General features: G+C 67.2%; 15 protein-coding genes and 1 tRNA gene. 9 read left to right on the forward strand and 7 right to left on the reverse strand.

Features of this window, described 5'->3' with window-relative positions:
- A complete protein-coding gene (gene tpiA / locus GGR45_RS16675; RefSeq protein ID WP_175310574.1) occupies positions 1-723 on the forward strand; it encodes a triose-phosphate isomerase in 723 nt (240 codons plus the stop codon).
- Between the two features lie 89 nt (positions 724-812).
- Here tpiA and GGR45_RS16680 read toward each other — a convergent pair whose 3' ends face one another.
- The gene (locus tag GGR45_RS16680; RefSeq protein WP_175310538.1) at positions 813-1,979 is read right to left on the reverse strand and encodes a sensor histidine kinase; all 1,167 of its coding nucleotides are present in this window, start codon (positions 1,977-1,979) and stop codon (positions 813-815) included.
- Entirely contained in the window at positions 1,969-3,288 is a 1,320-nt protein-coding gene (locus tag GGR45_RS16685; RefSeq protein WP_175310539.1) for a sigma-54-dependent transcriptional regulator, read from the reverse strand. Before GGR45_RS16685 ends, GGR45_RS16680 begins: the two co-directional genes overlap by 11 nt.
- A 90-nt stretch (positions 3,289-3,378) precedes the next feature.
- Here GGR45_RS16685 and GGR45_RS16690 point away from each other — a divergent pair, with 90 nt between their 5' ends.
- From GGR45_RS16690 to GGR45_RS16710, 5 genes are read left to right on the forward strand one after another with little or no spacing between them, the layout of a single operon-like run.
- Positions 3,379-4,611, forward strand: a complete 1,233-nt coding sequence (locus GGR45_RS16690) for an efflux RND transporter periplasmic adaptor subunit (RefSeq protein ID WP_175310540.1) — start codon at positions 3,379-3,381, stop codon at positions 4,609-4,611.
- Positions 4,612-4,621: 10 nt separating this feature from the next.
- On the forward strand, positions 4,622-5,299 hold the full coding sequence (locus GGR45_RS16695; RefSeq protein WP_175310541.1) for an ABC transporter ATP-binding protein: 678 nt from the start codon (positions 4,622-4,624) through the stop codon (positions 5,297-5,299).
- 11 nt (positions 5,300-5,310) lie between these two features.
- Positions 5,311-6,063, forward strand: a complete 753-nt coding sequence (locus GGR45_RS16700) for a GIN domain-containing protein (RefSeq protein ID WP_175310542.1) — start codon at positions 5,311-5,313, stop codon at positions 6,061-6,063.
- A gap of 28 nt (positions 6,064-6,091) precedes the next feature.
- Entirely contained in the window at positions 6,092-8,494 is a 2,403-nt protein-coding gene (locus tag GGR45_RS16705) for an ABC transporter permease (protein ID WP_175310543.1), read from the forward strand.
- Positions 8,487-9,767: a TolC family outer membrane protein gene (locus tag GGR45_RS16710; protein WP_175310544.1), complete on the forward strand. Its 1,281-nt coding sequence runs from the start codon at positions 8,487-8,489 to the stop codon at positions 9,765-9,767. Before GGR45_RS16705 ends, GGR45_RS16710 begins: the two co-directional genes overlap by 8 nt.
- 159 nt (positions 9,768-9,926) lie before the next feature.
- On the opposite strand, the gene GGR45_RS16715 is transcribed toward GGR45_RS16710, so the two are convergent.
- From GGR45_RS16715 to GGR45_RS16735, 5 genes are all read right to left on the reverse strand, one after another.
- Positions 9,927-10,313, reverse strand: a complete 387-nt coding sequence (locus GGR45_RS16715) for a response regulator (protein ID WP_175310545.1) — start codon at positions 10,311-10,313, stop codon at positions 9,927-9,929.
- Positions 10,306-13,755, reverse strand: coding sequence for a CheR family methyltransferase (locus GGR45_RS16720; RefSeq protein ID WP_343051212.1), 3,450 nt, complete (start codon positions 13,753-13,755; stop codon positions 10,306-10,308). The genes GGR45_RS16715 and GGR45_RS16720 overlap by 8 nt, the downstream gene beginning before the upstream one ends.
- Positions 13,752-14,312 carry a PAS domain-containing protein gene (locus GGR45_RS16725; protein WP_343051213.1) on the reverse strand — a complete coding sequence of 187 codons (561 nt, stop codon included), beginning with the start codon at positions 14,310-14,312 and terminating at the stop codon, positions 13,752-13,754. Before GGR45_RS16725 ends, GGR45_RS16720 begins: the two co-directional genes overlap by 4 nt.
- Before the next feature lie 132 nt (positions 14,313-14,444).
- Positions 14,445-16,331 (reverse strand): M61 family metallopeptidase, encoded by a 1,887-nt coding sequence (locus GGR45_RS16730; protein ID WP_175310546.1) that lies wholly within the window; start codon positions 16,329-16,331, stop codon positions 14,445-14,447.
- A 160-nt stretch (positions 16,332-16,491) separates the two neighbouring features.
- Positions 16,492-16,565, reverse strand: a tRNA-Cys gene (locus tag GGR45_RS16735).
- Between the two features lie 799 nt (positions 16,566-17,364).
- On the opposite strand from GGR45_RS16735, the gene GGR45_RS16740 reads away from it, so the two are divergent.
- Genes GGR45_RS16740 through GGR45_RS16750 form a run of 3 tightly spaced genes read left to right on the forward strand, consistent with a single transcriptional unit; the run spans position 17,365 to position 20,177 of the window.
- Positions 17,365-18,033, forward strand: a complete 669-nt coding sequence (locus GGR45_RS16740) for a protein-L-isoaspartate O-methyltransferase family protein (protein WP_175310547.1) — start codon at positions 17,365-17,367, stop codon at positions 18,031-18,033.
- A 6-nt stretch (positions 18,034-18,039) separates the two neighbouring features.
- Positions 18,040-19,560: a TolC family outer membrane protein gene (locus GGR45_RS16745; RefSeq protein WP_175310548.1), complete on the forward strand. Its 1,521-nt coding sequence runs from the start codon at positions 18,040-18,042 to the stop codon at positions 19,558-19,560.
- A gap of 44 nt (positions 19,561-19,604) precedes the next feature.
- Positions 19,605-20,177 (forward strand): DUF2497 domain-containing protein, encoded by a 573-nt coding sequence (locus tag GGR45_RS16750; protein ID WP_175310549.1) that lies wholly within the window; start codon positions 19,605-19,607, stop codon positions 20,175-20,177.
- Positions 20,178-20,220 lie beyond the last annotated feature (43 nt).

A 20,220-nucleotide genomic window follows, 5' to 3' on the forward strand; every position in this document is an offset into this window, starting at 1 on the left:
ATGGCGCTGCGGCCGCTGCTGGTCGGCAACTGGAAGATGCACGGCGATGGCCGCAACCTGCCGATCATCGCGGCGATCGGTGAGGCAGCGCAGCGGCATCCGGGCGTGGATGTCGCATTGTGCCTGCCCGCGACTCTGATCGATCGGGCGCGGGACGCTTGTCCGGGCCTAACGATCGGAGGGCAGGACTGCCATGCCGAACCCAGCGGCGCGCATACCGGCGATATTTCCGCCCTGATGCTGCGCGAGGCGGGCGCGTCGCTGGTCCTGCTCGGCCATAGCGAGCGGCGGCGCGATCATCACGAGGGCGATGCGCTGATCGCCGCCAAGGTGCGGGCCGCGCGGGCTGCGGGTCTGGATGTCGTGCTCTGCGTCGGGGAAACGGCCGAGGATCACGCCGCCGGTCGCTCGGCGGATGTCGTTCGGGAGCAACTGACCCGATCGCTTGCCGGGGCGAACGGGCCGGGGATTGCCATCGCCTATGAACCCGTCTGGGCGATCGGTGGCGATCGTACGCCCGAACCGACGGAGGTCGAGATGATGGCCGGGCTGATCCGCGATACGGTTTCGGGGGTGCGTATTCTTTACGGTGGCTCGGTGACCCCCGACAACGGCGCGGCGTTGTTTGAACAGGGCGGGATCGATGGCTTCCTCGTCGGGCGGCAGAGCCTAGACGCCGGTGCGTTCAAGGCAATCCTCACTTTGATGTTTCGCCAGCACTAAAATCCTCCCCGGTACGGGGAGGGGGACCATGCGAAGCATGGTGGAGGGGGAGTGCCGCAAGGGACGTCCTTTGCCGAAGCCCCCCTCCGTCAGCGCTCCGCGCTGCCACCTCCCCTTCCAGGGGAGGAAAGCAGCAGTTCAAAGGTCGTAACGGCGACCGGCAACAGGGTCAGTTCCCCGCCATGCGCCTGCGCGATCCGGCGGGCCAGGGTCAGGCCGATGCCGGACCCTTCGGGCTTGGTGGTGTGAAAGGGACGGAAGATCCGCGCCCGCTCCGGCGCGGCGACGCCCTGGCCGCTGTCCGACACGCGCACGACCAGCCGCCCCGCCTCCGTCGCGACGTGGAGCGTCACCGCCGGGGCGACCGTCCCGGCCAGCGCGGCTTCGGCCGCGTTGTGGAGCAGCGCCCACAGCCCTTGCGTCATCTGGTCCCGGTCGCACCAGCCGGTCGCGCCCTCGGGCACCTCGGTCGACAGCATGACCCGGTCGCCGAAACGCTCGGCGAACAGGCGGGACAGGTCGCCGACCAGTTCGCCCATATCCACCACCGCCCGCACCGGATCGGGCAAGCGGGCGAGCATCCGATAGGCGCGGGTGAAGCGCTCCAGCCCCTCGATGCGCCGGGTCAGCGTTGCCAATATGCCGGGCAGCCGCGTGTCACCGCGCTCCGCCGCGACCTGCGCGCTATCGGCCAGCGAGACGATCGGCGACAGGCCGTTGAGTAGCTCATGACCGAGGATATCGATCATCTCGTTATCGGCATGGGCTTCGGCGGCGCGGCGTTCGGCTTCGATGTCGATTAGCATGACCAGCGCACGGCCGGTGCCCGCCACCCGCTCGATCCGCCAGCTCTTTCCCTCGTGGCGTAGTCGCGTCTGGCTCACGTCGAGCAGCGCGGGCGGCGTCGGAATCACCCGGTCGTCGGTGGCGAACAGGCTGCGGCTCGCCCGGTTGATCGCCTGCGCCCGGCCCGTATCGACGCGCAGCAGCGGTAGCGGGATCTGGTCGAACAGCGCGTCCAGCGGCGGCCCGTCCGGGGCGGGACGCGTCATCTCGCCATCCCGCTCGCCGCGTCCTGAACGCGCCGCCGTCCAGCATCCCGCTCCGATCAGCCAGGCGATGCACAAGCCCGCGCCCAGGATCGATCCCAGCATCCCTTTCTGCCACGCCAGCAGCATCAACCCGCCGAGGATGGTCAACGCCAGTCCGGACAGCCCCGCCGCCAAGGCCCGGCGGCGCGACAGTTCAAAGCCCATGGCGCGCCATCCGACGATAGAGCGCACCGCGACTGAGCCCCAACGCCTGCGCGGCCTGGGTGACATTATGGTGATGCTCGATCAGGGCCGCCTCGATCATCGCACGCTCGCTTTCGTCCAGATCGAAGCTGGCGCGTGTCGAAGCGGGGGCGACGATGGCACTGACCGGCGGCGCGAGCAGCGCGGCCTCGATCACGCCATTTTCGCCCAGCAGCAGCGCGCGCTCGATCGCGGCGGCAAGGCCGCGCGCTTCATCGGGCCAGTGTGCGGTCGCCAGCAACGCCTCGGCGGCGGGCGTGAAGCGGGGCGGGGCAAGCCCGTGGCGCTCCGCCGCGATCCGCGAGAAATGGCGGGCGAGCAGCGGCACATCTTCCTGCCGTTCGGCCAGCGCGGGGGCCATGATCTCGACCGCCGCGATCCGGCGGGCGAGCGCCGGGGTGATCGCACGCGGCTCGTCGGCGATGGCGATATAGCGATCCTCTGGCCGCAACCGGTCGAGCAGCCGGGCTTGCGCGATCTCGTCCAGCCGGTCGGGATGGCGAAGCAGCCAGCTCGTTCCGCGCTCGGCGGAGCCCAGGCGGTCCCAGGCCAGGGGATCGCGCACGTCGATCCGCGACATCGGCCGAGCCGCTGCGTTCGAGGTGGCATGAAGCGCGGCGGCGATCAGGCTGCGCCCCGCGCCCGAGGGGCCGGTGACGACGACACCCGCCATGGTCGGGCCGATGCGGCGGATCAGGTCGCGGACCTGCGCGATAGCGGGACTGTCGCCGAGCAGACGCGCAGGTTCAGCCGTGGTATCGGGCGCTGCCGCATGGCCATGCGGCGCGGCCCGACGGCGGGCGGCCAGCTCGATCTTGGCGATCAGCTCGGCATTGCGCCACGGCTTCATCACGAAATCCCGAGCGCCCGCCTGCATCGCGGTGACGGCCAGCCGGATGCCGCTATGCGCGGTGATGACGATGATGCACGCGCCCGGATCGTCGGCGAGCACCCGGTCGAGCATCGCCAGCCCCTCGACGCCGTCGGTCCGCCCCGCCGCATAGTTCAGGTCGAGCAGGATCGCGTCGTAAGCCTGCGCTGCCAGCCGGGAAAAGCCGTCTTCGGGACCCAGCGCCACGTCCAGCCGGTGTCCCGCCAGATCGATTGCGATGGCCAGGGATTCGGCAATGCGCGGATTGTCGTCGATGAGCAGGATCGCCAGCGGGGGCGGTTCGGGGCTTGACGCATCGCCGGAGCGTCCATTTCCGGACGGTGCGTCCGAACGTGAACGGTAAGATTCGGCCGGTTCGGAAGAAAATGGCGTTTTCATAAGGCTTTAGGTTTTTCGGCCATCGTCGGTGACACTCGACCCATGATGACCGAACAACCCGTACACGCAAGCGCTTCGCCGGGGGCGGGAATGGACCGTCGGATCGCGCGGAAGCCCGTGCCCTGGTGGCGCCGCCGCCCCGTGGTGATCGCCGTGCTGCTGGCGATCGGCGCGGTTCTAGTCTGGCGGATGCTGCCCGCCGCCGGATCGACCGACATTGCCGCCGCCAATATCGAGACGGGCGAGGTCACGCGCGCCGCTTTCGACGACTATCTGCCGGTGCGCGCCACCGTCACGCCGCGCATCACCACGCTGGTCGGCGTGCTTTCGGGCGGACAGGTGGAAAAGCTGCTGGCGCAGGACGGGCAGACGGTGACTGAGGGACAGCCGCTCGCCACCCTGGCCAATCCACAGTTGAAGCTGGACGTGCTGACCCGTGAGGCGCAGATCGCCAGCCAGCTGGGTGGCGTGGCGAGCGAAGGGCTCGGCATCGAGCGCAACAAGCTCGATCGGGCGGGCCAGGTGGCGCAGGCCGAATATGACCTCATCAAAGCGCGCCGCGATCTGGGCATTCGCCGCCAGCTTCACGATCAGGGCTTTTTGTCGGATGCGGGCGTGAAGAGCTTCGAGGAAGAGGCCGCCTATCAGGAAAAGCGCCTCGCCCAGTTGAAGTCGGGCCGTGCGACCGAGGCACGGATCACCGCCACCCAGTCGGCGCGGCTGAACGATACGCAGGCGCGGCTGTCGGGCAATCTGGCGGCGGTGCGCGCGGGCCTGGAGGCGTTGACCATCCGCGCGCCAGCGAACGGGCGGCTGACCAACTTCACCATCCAGCCGGGCCAGACGCTGAAGCCCGGCGATCCGGCCGGGCAGGTCGACAGCGAGGGCTCTTGGAAGCTGGTCGCGCAGGTCGACGAATATTATCTCGGCCGCGTCGCGGTGGGGCAGAAGGCGACAACGTCGGACGGCGCAGGGCTGACCGTGTCGAAAGTGCTGCCCGCCGTGAAGGACGGGCGGTTCCAGGTAGAGTTGACCTTCGACAAAGCCCCCACAGGCCTCAATCGCGGGCAGACGATCGACATCCGCATCACGCTGGGTGCCGCGAGCCGGGCGGTGATCGCGCCGGTCGGCGGCTGGCTGGAGGCGGGGGGCAGTTCCGCCTTCGTGCTCGACCCCGACGGCGCCCATGCCCGCCGCCGATCGGTCCGCATCGGCCGCCGCAATCCCGAACAAGTGGAGATCCTCTCCGGCCTCAATCCCGGCGAGCGCATCGTCATCAGCAACACATCGTCCGTGAAGGGCGACATACTGAACATCCGATAAGGGGAGCATCATGATCCGACTGGAAGGCATTCAGCGCCGCTACGTCTCCGACGAAGTGGAGACGACCGCGCTGCACGATATCGACCTGCATGTCGCGGCGGGCGAGTTCCTGGCCATCATGGGGCCGTCAGGCTGCGGCAAGTCGACGCTGCTCAATACGCTGGGCACCGTCGACCGGCCGACGGGCGGGCGGTACCTGTTTGGCGACCGCGATCTGGCGGCGATGGGCGAAAAGGAACTGGCCAGGTTCCGCGCCGAGACGCTGGGCTTCGTGTTCCAGAGCTTTAACCTGATCGACGAACTGACGATCGAGGAGAATGTCGCGCTCGGCCTCGCCTATCGCGGCGATGTCGGCGACCGACGGGGGCGGGTGGCCGCCGCGATGGACAAGGTCGGCATCGCCCACCGCGCGCGCCATTTCCCGCACCAGCTGTCGGGCGGGCAGCAGCAGCGCGCCGCCATCGCCCGCGCCATTGTTGGCGATCCCAAGCTGATCCTGGCGGACGAGCCGACCGGTAATCTCGACACCGCCAATGGCGAGCAGGTGATGAACATCCTGATCGGGCTGAACGATGCGGGTGCGACCATCGTCATGGTCACCCATTCGCCCAGCCATGCCGACTTCGCCAAGCGCCGTATCGACATGCTCGACGGCCGCATCGTCGCCAGCGCCATGCGCGCGATCTGAAGGGACTATCCATGACGAAGATGATTTCCGCCATCGCCCTGCTGTCACTCGCCACTGTCGCGCCAGCGCAGGACAATGCCCAGACGTCGCGCAGCTTCGCCCTGCGCGGCTTCGACAGGATCGAGGTCGGCGGCTGCGACATCGTCGCCGTCGCGTTGGGCTCTGGCTATGCCGTGACGGCGCGAGGGAGGGCGGCCAATATCGACAATCTGCGGATCGATACGACTGGCTCGACCCTGCGCATCCGCCGCCGGAACGACAGCTGCAACGGCCATGACCGGCGAGTGGCGATCGCCGTCACGCTGCCGTCGCTCCAGGCGGTGGGTGTCAGCGGTGCGGCGGAAATGAACCTCCCCGCGCTCGATGTCCGGGCCTTCGCGGCGGATACCAGCGGCGCGGGCGTGCTTCGCCTCGCGGGCCTGCGCGGGGGGACGGTCAGCTTCGGACTGTCCGGCGCCAGCCAGACGACCGTCCGCGACCTTCAGGCCGAACGGGTAAAGCTCGACACCTCGGGCGCCAGCCATCTGCGGGTCGACGGCGCCGTACGGCGCCTGACCATCGACAGTAGCGGCGCCAGCGAGGTGGATAGCCGTGCGCTGTCCGCGCCGGACGTAACGATCGGCGCCAGCGGGACGGCCAAGGTCCGCGCCGGCCGCGCGGAGCAGGCACAGATCGGCGCGAGCGGCATGGCCAACGTCACCGTCGAGGGCCATCCGCGGTGCACCCTGTCCAAGAGCGGGCTGGCCCGCATCACCTGCGGCTGATCGCCGGGATCATCGGGGGCATGTCATCATGAACCGCTTCGCACTTCTCTCGCTCTATCGCTCGCTTGTGCGCCACAAGCTCTATGCCGCACTCAATATCGGCGGACTGGCGGTGGGTATCGCCGTCTTCCTCGTGCTCAGCCTCTATGTCCGGTTCGAGACGGGCTATGAGAAATGGCTGCCGGGCCATGACAGACTGTATCTGGCCGAGGAATATTGGGACATGCCGGGCAGTCCCGCCAATGGCTACTCGACCGGCACTATGGGCGGCCTGATCGACCAGCTTCGCGAGGATTTCCCGGACACGGTCGGAACGCGCATCCAGGCGATGGATGCCAATGTCGTGCGAGGCGGAACCGCGACCAGCGAGACATTCGCCTATGCCGACGCCAATTTCCTCGATATCGTTCGCCTGCCGATCGTCGCCGGGGATGCGGCTCGCGCATTGCAGGCCCCGGACAATGTCCTGATCAGCGAGACGATCGCCAAACGCTATTTTCCCGGTACCAATCCGATCGGTCAGACGATGACCCTGACGGCGATCGGCAAGACGGCCAATTACCGCGTGGCGGGCATCTTCCGCGACCTGCCGCCGGATACCGAATTGTCTTATTCCATCCTTGCCAAGACGCCCAATCCGCATCCGGACAAGATGTGGTTCCATTGGGGCAGTTCGCGTGTCTGGACGATCCTTCGCTTCGACACGCCGCAGGATGCCGCTCGGCTGCAGGAAAAGATGCGGGCCTTTGTCGATCGACGAGGCGCCAAAGACCAGGGACCTTCGATCAAGAACCTTAGCCTGAAGATCACACCGCTAACCCAGATCCATCTGCAAACCACGCCCGGTCGCAAGATGACGGTGGCGACGCTGGGTATCGTCGGCGTGCTGACCCTGCTGATCGCGATCGTCAATTATGTGAACCTGGCGACGGCGCGGGCCGGGCTGCGGGCGCGCGAGGTCGCGATGCGCAAGGTACTGGGGGCGGGCCGGGACGTGCTGGTCCGGCAGTTTCTGGGCGAGGCGCTGCTCGTCGCGCTGCTGTCTGCGCTGGGTGGCCTGATTCTCGCGGAACTGGGCCTGCCGATGATCAACGCGGCCGGGGGACTGACGCTGTCGCTCGATTATGCCGTGGTGCTGCCTGGCCTTGCCCTGCTGGCTTTGGTCGTGGGCGGCCTTGCCGGACTGTATCCGGCGCTGTTGCTGTCGCGCTTTCCGGCGGCGGCCGTGCTGGCTTCGTCCCGCTCGCCCGGCGGCGGACGGGCGGGAGCGCGGGTCCGCGAGATGCTGGTGGTGTTCCAGTTCGCGCTCGCCATCGCCTTCATGATCGGGACGGTCGTGCTGATCGCCCAGACCCGCCATGTTCGTAATACCGATGTCGGGTTCCGCCGCGACGGGCTGGTGATCGTGAGCTCGACCGCGGACGGTGCCGTGACGGAGCCGCAGTTGACCGCCTTCATGGCGCGCGCGGCGGCGCTGCCCGGCGTGCGGTCGGTAACGACGTCGGACTCCTCGCCCGGATCGAGCAGCTTCAACAGCGACAGCTATGCCGTGCCCGGCAAGCCGGAGCCCGGTCCCAGCCTGCAAGCGATCATCGTGTCGTCAAACTTCTTTCCGACTTTCGGCCTCAAGCTGATCGCGGGCCGCCTGCCTGACGATGCACATCGGGCTGACGATAGCCGCAACGCCACAGGTCCCGGCCCGAACGTGATCAATGTCGTGATCAATCGCGAAGGGGTAAGGGCCCTTGGCTTCAGCAGCCCGGAGGCGGCTCTTGGCAAGACGGTCGGGCGGACCAATCCCCGCATGATCATCGGCGTGGTGGAGAATGCCCGCTTCTTCTCGCCGCGCGATCCGGTCAATCCGACCATGTATTATTACCAGTCGCGCTTCTCGACGATCCCGCGCACGACCCTGCGCGTCGAAGGCGATCCGCGTGAGACGATCGCTGCGCTGCGCGCGATCTGGCGTCAGATCGCGCCGCAGGTACCCTTCGAGGCGAAGACCGCCAACCAGAACATGGACGAATATTACAAGGTCGATGATCGCACCACGCGCCTGTTCGGTATCGGCGCGGGGCTTGCCGTCCTGATCGGCTGCGTTGGGCTTTGGGGCCTGGCCTCGTTCAACACCCAGCGGCGGGTGAAGGAGATCGGCATCCGCAAGACGCTGGGCGCCTCGGCCACCGATATCGTCAAGCTGCTGGTCGGGCAGTTTCTGCGGCCGGTGCTGATCGCCAATCTGGTGGCCTGGCCGCTGGCCTATGTCGCGATGCGGGCGTGGCTGGCCGGGTTCGACGACCGGGTGAGCCTGTCGCCACTCTATTTCGCCGGGGCGACCATGCTGGCGCTCGCCATCGCGGTGCTGACCGTACTGGGCCAGTCGCTGCGGGCCAGCCGGGCGGCACCAGCCTGGGCGCTCCGCCATGACTAAGCCGGGGGCGTGGTGGCTGATGGGGGCGGCTTTGGTCGTGGCCGCCCCCGCATCGGCGGAGACGTTGCGCGAGGCGATCGCGGCGGCGTGGGAGGGCAATCCCGAACTCGCCGCCGCACGGGCGCGGCAGGATGCGTTGGCCGAAACGCCCAACCAGGCGCGGGCCGCGGGGCGACTAACGGCGGGTGCTACGGGCAATGCCGGTTATGACCGGCTGGGTAGCAACGGGGCCGGGACGCGGACGGGCGCCACCTCGGCCCTGGGGGGCATCAACGCGACTTTGCCGATCTGGACCGGTGGCCGGGTCTCCTCGGCGGTACGCGCGGCGAATGGCGATGCCGCGGCGGGGGGAGAGGCGCTGCGCGATGTCGAGGCGGATGTCTTGGAGCGGGTGGTCGGCGCCTATGCCGACCTGCTCTACACCCAGCAGGCGGTCGAGGTCGCGCGGGTCGGGATTGAGCGGCTTGACAGCCAGGTGGCCGAGGCGAAATCGCGCTACGGCCTGGGACAGGCGACGCGCACCGACGTCGCTCAGTTGGAGGCGCAGCGGGCCAGTGTCGTCTCCAATCTGGTCGATGCCGAGGGCGCGGTGGCGACGGCGGCCGCCGCGTACCGGGCGATCGTAGGGCGTGATGCGGGCGCTTTGGAGGCGATGATCGCCACGCCCGCCGCCTTGCCGCGTACGCTCACCGATGCGCGGGCGGCTGCGGAGGCGAGCAATCCGCTGCTCCTCGCCCAGCAGCGCCGGGTCGATGCCGCCACCGCGCGCATCGATCAGGCGCGCGCGGATCGTGCGCCTGCCATCGATCTGGCCGGGGGCTATGGACACGGGGTACAATGGGCGGGGGGACAGGCGAGCGGGTTCGACAGCGCGGCCAATGCCGGACTGGCGCTGCGCATTCCCCTGCTGACCGGCGGCCTCGTCGCCTCGCGCGTGCGGCAGGCGGAGGCGGCGCGACGGGCGGAGCGATTTGACGCGGACGCCGTGGCGCGCGGCGTGGTGCGGGCCGCCGATACCGCCTGGGCCTCGCTGACGGCCGCCAAGGGTCGGCTGACGGCGAGCGCGGAGGGGCTGACGGCGGCCGATCTGGCGTTGAAGGGTGTGCGGGCCGAATATGGCTTCGGCCTGCGCTCGACCATCGACATTCTCGTAGCGGACCAGAGTTATCGCTCGGCGCAGCTGGCGGTGGCGCGGGCGCAGGTGGATGTGCTGATCGCGGAGGCGGCGCTGCTGCGTGCGACGGGCCGGATGGGGCGGGGGGCTTTTGATTGAGGGGTGCTGTGGCTCTGCGAGGCCCCTTTCCCTCCCCCAGCCCCTCCCGCCTGCGGGAGGGGAGAGGTTGTTGGCGGAGGTCTCCCCTTAATCACTCCCCTCCCGCAAGCGGGAGGGGTTGGCGGAGGGTAGGGTGTCTCACCGAGACCAACGCCCAATTCACCCCGCCGCCCGGTCCCCTTCGGCCAGCCCAGAAACCGCCATCGACAGGGTGCGACGGAGCAATGATGGCGAACACGGCTTGCCGCACACCGCCGCACCTGGATAGCGCGACTGCAGCGCATGTTCGTCGGCATGGCCCGAATGGAAGATCAACGGCACGCCCGCCTCGTGCAGTCGCTCGGCCGCCGGGAAGACTTCGCCATCGCGCAGGCGGACGTCTAGGATCGCGCAGGCCAGTTCGGGTTTGTCGCCGTCCAGATGCGCCAGCACCTCCCCGACGCTGACATAGGGGCCGTCCACCTGATAGCCGCCATCCTCGATGATGGACTGGAGATCCAGCGCGACGAAGAACTCATCCTCGACCAGCAAAATCGTCTTAGTCATGCGACAAAATGCTCTCCGGCAAGGTAAGGCTGAGCAGAAAACGTCCGTCGACGGCTTTACGGTCCAACTGCGCCCCCAATTGGCGTGTCGATGTCTGGACGAGCAGCGTACCGAAGCCCTTTGCCGCGTCCTGATCCGGCATCTGGCCGCCCGTCTCGGTCCAGTCGAGCCGCAATGTGCCGTCGGCCAGCGTCCAGCACACCGCCAGTTCGCCCGCCGGCTGGGCCAGCGCGCCATATTTGACCGAATTGGTCGCCCATTCATGCAGGATCAGCGCCAGCGGCGACAGGCAACGGCGATCGACCAGCAACGGCGGACCATCAATGGTGATGGTCGACTGGCCACGATAGGGGGCGATGGTCGCCTCGACCAGCGCCGCCACGTCGATCGCCTGCTGCTCGCCCGACGGGGCGGCGAGCGAATGGGCACGACCCAGCGTCGCGATGCGCTCGCGCACATCGTCCGCCATTTCGATGACGTCGCGGTGCGACCGCGCCGCCGCCGAGACGATGCCGGAGATGATCGCGAACAGGTTCTTTACCCGGTGGTTCATCTCGCGCAGCATCAACTCGCGCGTCTCCGCGATCGCATATTCGGCGGTCACGTCGATCGACACACCGACCATCCGATGCGGCGCTGCGGCGGAGACGATCCGGCCGAAGCCCTTGATCCACCGCGCCTTGCCCTCCAGGTCGAGGCGGAAGGTCATCTCGAAATCGCCGCGTCCCGCCATCGCCTCGGCCAGCGCCAATTCCACGCCCGGCCGGTCCTCCGGCACGATCCGGTCAAAGACCTGATGCGCCTGATCGGCCGAATCCTGCGAACCGAATCCGAACAGGTCGCGGCCGGTCTCATCCAGGAAAATCTCGCCGGTGCCGCCGCGATATTCCCACACGCCGATGCCGCCCGCCTTGATCGCCAGGTCCAGCCGTTCGCGCTCGGCTGCAAGCTCGTGCTCCAAGCTCAGCGCGTCGGTGATATCGGTCAGGACCAGCGTTGCGCCGTCGATTTCGTCGCCCTGGGTGCGGTAGGGCAGGATGCGCAGCGACAGGGTCCGCCTGCCATCGCGCGTCGTCACCCGCTGCTGCATCGCCGCGCCGCCGCCCGCAACCTGCGCCGCGCCGTCAAGGTAATCGGTCGTCGCCAGCCGGGTCGAGACATCGGCGAGCAGCCGACCCCGGTCGCCGGGTTGCAGCGGGAAGATCGAACGCGCCGCCTCGGTATAGCTGCGGATGCGCAGGTTGCGGTCGAGCACCACCACCGCGAGATCGGTCGATTCAAAGAAATTGCGCAGATCGGCATTCGCGACCGTCAGCTGGTCGACCTTGGTCTTCAGCTCGTCATTGACGGTCGACAGTTCCTCGTTGGTCGATTGAAGCTCCTCGTTCATCGACATCATTTCTTCGTTGGAGCTTTTCAGCTCCTCATTCGCCGTCTCCAGCTCCTCGACGGTCGAGCGCAGCCGGTGGCGGGTCAGGCGCAGCTCGTCCTCCAGCGCCTCGATATGGTCGTCGCCCGGCTCCAGATCGGCGAGGTCGCTCGCCTCGACCGGGCTGAACGGCGCGGAGTCGCGGAACAGGAACAGCAGCGATCCGTCGGTCAGGGGATCGCAGATCACCTCAACCTTCTGCACGCCGAACTCCGTCGTCACCGCCACGTCGCGCGCCGCAATCCGCTTGCGCGCGTCGCGGGCCTGACGGAGCATCGGGCCGATCACTTCGCGCAGGCCGGGCCGAGCCAAAGTGATCGCGCTCGATCCGCCCGCGCGGGTCACGGGGAAGTTGAAATAGCGGCTGAGCTTGCCGAACGCGGCCAGGATGCCGCCATCCTGATCCACCACCATGCTCGGCGGGGAATAGCGGTCGACGATGCGGCGCATCGCCATACTCTCGTCACCGCTGGGAGCAGGCCCGTCACGCTCGCCCCGTTCGCCCCGCCGACGTGGGCTGCGGCTCGCGCCGCCGGGCAGGTCGATGGGGTAGGAGGGGGAGCCCGGCGACCGCTCGAACAGCCGGGCATGGCCGTCGATTGCGGGAAAGAGATGGTCGAACCGCCCCACGCTTTCGGACGGCCCCAGGAACAGATAGCCGCCGGGCCGCAGCGCATAATGGAGCAGCGGCAGGACGGACTGCTGCAACCGATCGTCGAAATAGATCAGCAGGTTGCGGCACGATACCAGGTCGATCCGCGAAAACGGCGGGTCCTTGACCAGACTGTGGTTGGAAAACCGGATCATGTCGCGGATCGGCGAGGCGACCGTGAAACGCTCGGCGTGCGGCATGGTATAGCGTTCGCGAAGCGGTGCCGGAATATCGGCCATCGCGGAGGCGGGATAGCTGCCCGCGCGCGCGATCTGAAGCATCTGCTCGTCAATGTCGGTCGCGAAAATCTGCACCGCCAGCGGCTGTCCGCTTTGGCGCGCCGCCTCGGCGAACATCATGGCGATACTGTACGCCTCCTCGCCGCTGGAGCAGCCCGGGATCCAGACGCGGATATCCTCATCCGGGTCGCGCGCGCGGATCAGCGGCTCGACCGCCTTGGTACGCAGCGTCTCGAACAGCTCGGCATCGCGGAAGAAGCGCGTGACGTTGATGAGCAGGTCGCGGAAATGCGCCTCGCACTCGTCGGAGTCGCTCTTGACCCGCGCGAGATAGGCCGAGCCCTTGTCGATGCCCAATACGTGCATCCGCCGTTCAACCCGGCGGACCAATGTGGTCCGCTTGTATCCGGAAAAATCGTGGCCGACCGCGTTGCGCAGGACCCGGCACAGATCGTCGACATGGTCGGCGACGACTTCGGCCTCCTGTTCCTTCGGATCGCCCGAGCGGCGCGTGAAAAAGGCTTGAAGGCAATCGACGATTTCGCTGGGATGCTTGACGAAATCGACTAGCCCCGTGCCGACCGCTGACAAGGGCATCCCGTCATAACGTGCGGTCTCGGGTTTCTGGACGACGCTGACGCCGCCATTCTCCTTGACTGCGCGCAGGCCCGTGGTTCCGTCCGCGCCGGTGCCGGATAGGATGACGCAGGCGGCATTCGCCTGCTGATCGCTGGCGAGCGACAGGAAGAAATCGTCGATCGGGCGGCGAAGCCCGCGCGGCTGGACGAAGTCGGTCAGTTCCAGCACGCCGTCGCGAATGGCCAGGCCACGGCCGGGCGGGATGATATAGACGCGGTCCGCCTCGATCCGCTCCGCCCCCTCGCACTGACGCACTTCCAGATTGGTGTGTCGGTCGAGCAGCTGCGCGAGCATCGATTCATGATTGGGGTCAAGATGTTGGACGACGACGAACGCCATGCCCGTCGGTGCGCGCGCAGGCGTCAGCATTTCGCGAAGCGCTTCCAGACCGCCCGCCGACGCGCCGATGCCGACAACGGGCACTGGTCCGATGCCGCTGTCCTGACGGGCGGCGGGCTGTGGCGCCTCGGTCTCGGAACTCACGGAAAGGCGGTCCGGTCGAGATCGGACAGGGTGAGCTTGGCCTGGGCGATGGTCGCGGCGGTGTTGGCGATCGCGGTCAGCGACCCCTCCAGCACCATGCCGCTTTCCGCCAGGATCGGGGTCAGCCGACCGAGCGTATGCCCCAGCTCCGCGTCATAAGCGGAGAGTCGTTCGGGCTGAGACCGGCTGACGTCGAATTGCGAAGCGAAAATATAGGGCATTTCCCCGCCAAGCTGGCGCAGCTTGGACATGTAGAGCAGGTTGACGAAGGGGGAGCCGTCCTTGCGGAAATTGATGAGCATGGTGCGGACGTTCAGCTGGCGATCATTGGCCAGGAATTCACGGATGCGGTCGCGCGCATCGCTATTGTCCGCGTCGCGCTGGAGCATCCGGCAATTCCGCCCGATCATGTCCTCGCTGGTATAGCCGGTCAGTTCACGGAAACCGTGATTGATGAAGATCAGCGGATTGTCGTTCCGGGCGTCCGCCAGAGCCAACGCGATGGGGGACCGATCCAGGTAGACGGCCAGATGACTAGGAACTTGAATATCGTACACGCAATCTGGCTCCATGACGCGCATTCGCATGGCGTCTGCCCCTCGGCAAGTGGCGAGACGCCCGGCTCGTCTCAGAAAATTGACATGGATAAACCCGCCTAGGACGCGCTCCGTTCCCGACAGGATCGCAATTCAGTGCGAGGACGCAGCGGGCGGCAGTGCCGCCGGGACGGGAAGGGGGCCGAGCCACGCCCGGCGGAAGCGGGTCTGTTCCGGCGTCAGCGGCTGACCGATCTTCTCGTTGGGCACGACCTCGATCATCGGGTCGGCGGCCAGGGTCAGGATCGCGTTCCGTTCGCTGCCCCGCTGGCGATAGACGATGGGCAGGCGATCGCCGGGCGCATGACGCGACAGCAGCGCGGTCCACTCCTCCTGGGTGGCGAGCGGACGGCCATCGACGCTGACGATGCGGTCGCCCTTGTCGAGCCCGGCTTCATAGAGCGGCGTGCCTGGCGCGGTCGGAACGGTGAGCCCCATGCCGCCGTCGAGCGGGCCGGGCGTGCCGCCGGCCCAGGCCGCGTTGGGATGTGCCTTGCGCAGTGTCAGCCCCGCCTGGGCGAGCAGCGGCGCGAAATCCGGCAAGCCGCTCGCGGTCACGCTGCGCGCGAAGAAGCGGTCGGCGAACGTCTGATCCCCGGTCAGCTGCGCCAGAGCGATACGCAGGTCGTCGGGGCGATAGCTGCGCTCCGGCTTGCCAAAGCTGCGCCAGAGCTGGCGCATATAATGGTCGAGCGTCAGCTGCGGAAAACGCTGTCGCAACTCCAGGTCCAGCGCCAGCGCGATGACCGCGCCGTAGGGGTAATAGGAGAAGAAGATGTTGGGGTTGGTCGGATCGATCGACTGCGCCGCGTCGACGAACGGCGCGCGCAGGCTCATTTCCTGCGGACCCCCATAGCGGCGCGCCGGGGAATTGAGGAGCGCGTTCAACGTGCCCGACAATTGGGCGACATAATCATCGACCGGCATTTCGCCCGCGCGGACCACCGCCAGCGGGCCGTAATATTGGGTGAACCCCTCGGCCAGCCAGAGCGAGGGCGTGGCGTTGGCGCGGGTAAAGTCGAACGGCTCCAGCTCCGCCGGACGGATGCGCTCGACATTCCAGCTGTGGAAGAATTCGTGGCTCAGCGTCTGGATCTGCGAAAATTTGCCCGCCGCCAGTGAACGCGCCTGGCTGATGACCGTGGAGTTGCGGTGCTCCATGCCGTCGCCGCTGATCTGCGGCATGTAATCGGCGAGGAAGGTGTAGGTGCCATGGTCATAGGCGGGCGGCTCGCCGAAAATGGCGATCTGCTGCGCCGTGACCTTCTGCGCCATGGCGGCGAAGCGGTCGAGATCGGCGGCGCTGCCGTCATGATGGACGGTCAGGCGGATGGTGTAGGTCTTTGCTCCGCTTGCGACCGTCCAGTGCCGCTCGTCCCAGGCAGACAGTTCGACCGGGCTGTCCATGAAATATTGCAGATCGCGCGCTGTGAAGACGGTCGGGTCGTTGCTCGGCGCGAGCTGCGTGGCGATCTTCCACCCGGCTTGCGGGTGAAAGCGGACGCGGATCGGTCGTGCGTCCTGCCCCACCGCCCACAGGAAGGTCGCGGGAATGTTCAGCCGGGCATGGGTGGGGTCGATCTGCGCATAGGTGCCATCGCCCCGGTCGCCGAACAGCGTGTAGCGCACCGTCACTATGCCGTCATGGCCGCCCACGGTCCAGCCGTATGGATCGGTGCGCTCGACGGTCAGCGGCTTGCCCGCGCCATCGACGGCGGACACCGAATAGACGTTCTTGGCGAACTCGTGCAGCGCATAGCGGCCGGGCGAGGAGCGGGCCATCTGGAAGCGGACGGGTTTCGGATCGAGCCCGCGATAGGTGACGCTGACCTGTGCCTCGTGATGCTGGGCACGAGGGAAGGCGATGTCATATTCGACCGGCGCTTGGCTGACCTGAGGCGCGGAGGCGGTCTGCGCCGCGACCGGCTGCATCGCCGTGGAGGCCAGCGCCAACGCCGCCGTCATCGCCAGAAACCGCATTCCATTCCCCTTCGCGCGTGTGAAGACCGCGACTTAGGCATGGAGGCGGCCCAGGGTCCACCGCTTTTCCGGGCGAGCGTTGATTTGCCAAGCGACAGCCGAATCAATGCGCTGCCCGCCCCGCAGGGCCGGTCCAGTCGTCCGAAATGTCAGGAAAATCTGGAGGCGCGACCGGGAATCGAACCCGGGTGCAAGGATTTGCAGTCCTCTGCGTCACCACTCCGCCATCGCGCCTCGATGCGTGGGAGGCGGGCGTTTCTTCGGTTTTCGTTGCGCTGTCAACAGGGGAGTGCGCAGTCGATTTGAAAAGTACGCACTGTTCATGTTTTCTTCTCTCTATACGGCAGGCGGGGTTGCTTCGTCCGACCTGCATGTATCACGATGCGAGGATGAGTGATTTAGGCGATGATCGTAGAGAGCGCGAGGAGGGGTTCCAGCGTAGATGGTGGGGGTACGGCACAGGGCTACTTGTGGCGTATGCACTATCGGCGCCGCTTATCCGCTATGCCGATCCTGAGGCCTTGCAGATTGTAGGCTTCCTCATCGCCGGGGTAATCTTTTGCGGTCATGCGGCCATGACAGATCGGCCAAGCAATTTCACTCGGGTCATGCTCATCGCCACCATTCTTGCCGCTGCATCAGTCGCATGGATTGCATCAAGTATGCTCAATCACGCTTCGTGGGCCAGCAGAGCGAACGACGCTCGTTGCATGGCTATTCAGAACGATATGCTTTCAGCCCATCCACGAAGGACGGATAGCCCAGACCTATATCAAGCGCTGGGCTGCCGTCCCCAGGGCTATGGTGGCGTGTCCGCGCCGCCGACCGACCGCGAGCGAAAGGCGGGTCATTCACTCCCATGGGGAGGTTATCCGTCGTCACGCTGATAGGCTCGCTGCCCGATTAACAGTCGAATGCTCGCCACACATCAACACGCAACCACGCTTGGCGGAAATCGCCCCACGCGATAGAAGCGGCGGGAACCAATTTAGTGTATTGCACAACTAAAACGGCTGTGCGACAGGGATGGGCCATGATGACGACCAGCAACGATTCCTCGAATTTCGCCGCAATGCGCCATGCAATGGTGGCCAGCCAGCTGCGCACCACGGCGGTCAGCGACCAGCGCGTGGTGGCCGCGATGGCGCGCGTCCCGCGTGAGGCTTTCGTGCCCGAGGCGCTGCGGCCGGTCGCGTATCGCGACGGCACGCTGGACCTGGGCCAGGGGCGTGCGGTCAACCTGCCGATGGCGACGGGCCGTCTGCTGACCGAAGCGTATCTGGAGGCGGGCGACCGTGTCCTGCTGATCGGCGCAGCCACCGGCTACACCGCCGCACTGCTCGCTGGGATCGTGACCCAGGTGATCGCGGTCGAGGAAAATGCCGATCTGGTCGCCGCCGCGCGCACCGCGCTGGCGGGGGAGACCAAGGTCGAGGTCGTGCAGGGCGCGCTGAACGCAGGGCACGCCGCCGCGGCTCCCTATGACGTGCTGGTGATCGACGGCGCGGTCGAGGAACTGCCGACCGCACTGGTCGAGCAGGTCAAGATCGGCGGCCGGATCGTTACCGGCCTGGTCGAGAACGGCGTCACCCGTCTGGCCAGCGGTCGCCGGACCGAGGGCGGCCACGGCGTCCGCGCCTTTGCCGATGCCGAATGCACCATCCTGCCGGGCTTTGCCCGTCCTCGCGCCTTCCAATTCTGAGGGACTATGCGCCTGCACCTGACTTCCTCCCTGACCTCCGGCGTTCTGATCGGCTCGGCCTTGCTGCTGGCGGGTTCGGCCTCGGCGGAGACGTTGCGCGAGGCGATGGTGCGGGCGTATCAGAGCAACCCGACGATCACCGGGCAGCGCGCCGCCCAGCGCGCAACTGACGAGAATGTGCCCATTGCGCGGTCGAGCGGCCTGCCGTCGCTCCAGTCGACCGGTCAGATCATCGACAATATCGTCGTCGCCAACAACAACTTCCTGAACCCGGAACGGGTCGGTACGGGCTCGCTGCAATTGTCGGTTCCGCTGTATCAGGGCGGCGCGGTCAAGAACGCTGTGCGCGCCGCCGAAACGCGGGTCGATGCAGGGCGGGCGCAGCTTCGCGGGGTGGAGGCCAATCTCTTCACCAATGTCGTCGCTGCATACATGAACGTCATTCGTGACGAGGCGATCGTTAATCTCAACACCCGCAACGTCAACGTGCTGGAAACGAACCTGCGCGCCTCGCGCGATCGGTTCCAGGTGGGCGACCTGACCCGTACCGACGTGGCCCAGTCCGAGGCGCGGCTCGCGCAGGCGCGCGCGCAGCTCCAATCGGCGCAGGCGAACCTGATCTCCAGCCGCGAAAACTACGTCAATATCGTCGGCGTTGCCCCGGTGGGCCTGGAGCAGCCGCCCGCGCTGCCCGCTCTGCCAGGCTCGCCCAATGCAGCGGTCGCGGTTGCGCTCGACCAGAACCCGCAGCTGATCGCGGCGCGCCGCGCGGCGGATGCGACCCGCTACGACATCAATGTCGCGCGCGCCAACCGGCTACCCCGGGTGGCGGCGGTGTCGAGCGGCAATTATTTCAACTATCTGGGTTCGCTGAACGTCCCCAACGTTCCGGCTTCCGGGGTCAACGCAACGGTAGGCGTGCAACTTTCGATGCCGCTGTTCCAGGGCGGCCGCCCGGCGGCGCAGGTCCGTCAGGCTGAGGCGCTGCGCGGGCAGGCGCTCGAGAACACCACCGCGACCGAGCGCCAGATCGTCGCGCAGGTCCGTTCCGCCTATGCCGTGTGGCAATCCTCCCAAGAGGTGATCGCTTCGGCCGAATCGGCGGTACGCGCCAATTCGCTGTCGCTGGAGGGCGTGCGGGCCGAGAACAGCGTCGGGACCCGCACGGTGCTCGACATCCTGAACGCCGAGCAGGAATTGTTGAACAGCCAGGTGACGCTGGTGACGGCGCGACGCGACGCCTATGTCGCGGGCTTCGCGCTGATCGCCGCGATGGGCAATGCCGAGGCGCGCGACCTGGGGCTGGACGGCGGCTCGCTCTACGATCCGGTCGCCAACTACAAGCGCGTCCGCAACAAGATCAACGATTGGGACGGCGATGGCGAGCCTGTGCCGGTTGCGACCACCACTGCCGGAACCCCGGCGCAGACGGCGGCGATCACCCGTCCGCTTGACGCCGATGTCAACGCCCCTGTTGACAGGAGCCCCGCATTGACGACAGGTACATCGGCTCCGAGCCGACAATAAGGTCGGCAAAGGGCCTTGGGGGGGCTTCAATGGGGTTTGCGGTCATGGGTGAGATCAGCGCCGAGCCGTCGATGGAGGAAATTCTGTCGTCGATCAAACGGATCATTGCCGAAGAGGGCGAGGTGCCCGCGCGCCAGCGGCGCCAGGCGCGCCCCGCGCCAACCCCCGCCGCGGATGACGATTCGCCCGAGATCCTGGAACTCAGCGATCCGATGCCGCTGCGCATGAAGGTGGAGGCCGCCGCCGCGCGTGCGGCCGAATCGGCGATGCGCGCCATCGCACCGGAGCCCGCGCCCGCGCCCGCTCCGACCGTCGCGCCCGAGCCGGTGGCGCAGGTCGCCGCGCCCGCATCCGTCGCGTCTCCGGCGTCCGCCGATCTGGACGAGGTGGAAGAGGCGATCGTATCCCCGCAGGCCGCCCAGGCCAGCCGTGGTTCCCTGGAGGCGCTCAGCCGCATGATGGTCAAGCCAGAACCCAGCAGCGACGGCACCCTGGAGGGGCTGGTTCGCGAGATGCTGCGCCCGATGCTGCGCGAGTGGCTGGACACGCATCTGCCCGAAATGGTCGAGGCGATGGTCGCCCGCGAAATCGCCCGGATCACCCGCGAAGGGCGCTGATCCCATCGTCCGGTTCCACCTGGATCAAAAATTCAGGTGGAAC

This window comes from Sphingomonas zeae (assembly GCF_014197135.1).
In the GTDB taxonomy this organism is placed as follows: Bacteria; Pseudomonadota; Alphaproteobacteria; order Sphingomonadales; family Sphingomonadaceae; genus Sphingomonas; species Sphingomonas zeae.

What these genes read in the sequence shown, in the direction of transcription:
- tpiA (WP_175310574.1), top strand. Translation starts at nt 1, where the DNA reads ATGGCGCTGCGGCCGCTGCTGGTCGGCAACTGGAAGATGCACGGCGAT.
- GGR45_RS16680 (WP_175310538.1), bottom strand. Translation starts at nt 1,979, where the DNA reads ATGGGCTTTGAACTGTCGCGCCGCCGGGCCTTGGCGGCGGGGCTGTCC.
- GGR45_RS16685 (WP_175310539.1), bottom strand. Translation starts at nt 3,288, where the DNA reads ATGAAAACGCCATTTTCTTCCGAACCGGCCGAATCTTACCGTTCACGT.
- GGR45_RS16690 (WP_175310540.1), top strand. Translation starts at nt 3,379, where the DNA reads ATGGACCGTCGGATCGCGCGGAAGCCCGTGCCCTGGTGGCGCCGCCGC.
- GGR45_RS16695 (WP_175310541.1), top strand. Translation starts at nt 4,622, where the DNA reads ATGATCCGACTGGAAGGCATTCAGCGCCGCTACGTCTCCGACGAAGTG.
- GGR45_RS16700 (WP_175310542.1), top strand. Translation starts at nt 5,311, where the DNA reads ATGACGAAGATGATTTCCGCCATCGCCCTGCTGTCACTCGCCACTGTC.
- GGR45_RS16705 (WP_175310543.1), top strand. Translation starts at nt 6,092, where the DNA reads ATGAACCGCTTCGCACTTCTCTCGCTCTATCGCTCGCTTGTGCGCCAC.
- GGR45_RS16710 (WP_175310544.1), top strand. Translation starts at nt 8,487, where the DNA reads ATGACTAAGCCGGGGGCGTGGTGGCTGATGGGGGCGGCTTTGGTCGTG.
- GGR45_RS16715 (WP_175310545.1), bottom strand. Translation starts at nt 10,313, where the DNA reads ATGACTAAGACGATTTTGCTGGTCGAGGATGAGTTCTTCGTCGCGCTG.
- GGR45_RS16730 (WP_175310546.1), bottom strand. Translation starts at nt 16,331, where the DNA reads ATGCGGTTTCTGGCGATGACGGCGGCGTTGGCGCTGGCCTCCACGGCG.
- GGR45_RS16740 (WP_175310547.1), top strand. Translation starts at nt 17,365, where the DNA reads ATGATGACGACCAGCAACGATTCCTCGAATTTCGCCGCAATGCGCCAT.
- GGR45_RS16745 (WP_175310548.1), top strand. Translation starts at nt 18,040, where the DNA reads ATGCGCCTGCACCTGACTTCCTCCCTGACCTCCGGCGTTCTGATCGGC.
- GGR45_RS16750 (WP_175310549.1), top strand. Translation starts at nt 19,605, where the DNA reads ATGGGTGAGATCAGCGCCGAGCCGTCGATGGAGGAAATTCTGTCGTCG.